Origin of the sequence: Sphaerisporangium sp. TRM90804 (assembly GCF_029846175.1) — a bacterium.
GTDB lineage: Bacteria > Actinomycetota > Actinomycetes > Streptosporangiales > Streptosporangiaceae > Sphaerisporangium.
The window spans coordinates 1-782 of sequence record NZ_JARWAC010000075.1 but is presented as its reverse complement, the minus strand read 5'-3'; the positions used below and the strand labels follow the sequence as shown (position 1 = coordinate 782).

The window sequence follows — 782 nt, the reverse complement described above, 5'->3', positions numbered from 1 at the left end:
GTCACCGTCGCCGTCGACGGATCCGAACTCACCGCAGGCCCCGTCGGCGGAGTACCCGACGCGACCGCCGTGTTCACCACCGAACCCGCGTCCACATCAGCCTGCGTCGTCACGTACGAGCCCGTACACGTCGTGGCCGCCTGCGGGGCGAGCGTGGTGACCGGGCACGTGACCACCGGCGGCGTCCCGGTGCCCGAGAACGACGTGTCCGCCGCGCCCACCCCGGTCAGCGTCGTGTTACCGCTGTTCACCACCCTGTACGAGTAGGTGATCACTCGGCCGGCTGCCACCACCGTGCTCGGGGAGGCCGTCTTCAACAACGACAGCGCGGGGGCCGTCACTCCGGTGACCGTCACCGTGGACGGGACGGAGGTCACGGCCGGCCCCGTGGGCGGGGTGCCGGAGGCCACCGCCGTGTTCACGATCGAACCGGCGTCGATGTCGGCCTGGGTCACCACGTACGTGCCCGTGCACGTCGTGGACGCCTGTGGGGCGAGGGTCGTCACCGGGCACGTGACCACCGGCGGCGTCCCGGTGCCCGAGAACGACGTGTCCGCCGCGCCCACCCCGGTCAGCGTCGTGTTACCGCTGTTCACCACCCTGTATGAGTAGGAGATCGACTGACCGGCCGCCGCCACCGCATTCGGGGTCGCCGTCTTCAGCAACGACAGACCCGGGTCGGACCCGATCGTCACCGTCGCGGTCGACGGATCCGAACTCACCGCAGGCCCCGTCGGCGGAGTACCCGAGGCCACCGCCGTGTTCACCACCGAACCCGCGTC

At 71.0% G+C, this 782-nt stretch carries 2 protein-coding genes; both read left to right on the top strand.

Going from position 1 to position 782, the window contains the following annotated elements; translation table 11 throughout:
- Positions 1-267, top strand: a 267-nt coding sequence (locus PYR91_RS36310) for a hypothetical protein (RefSeq protein WP_279787558.1), incomplete at its 5' end; no start/stop codon positions are given.
- Positions 268-612 carry a hypothetical protein gene (locus PYR91_RS36305; RefSeq protein ID WP_279787556.1) on the top strand — a complete coding sequence of 115 codons (345 nt, stop codon included), beginning with the start codon at positions 268-270 and terminating at the stop codon, positions 610-612.
- Positions 613-782 lie beyond the last annotated feature (170 nt).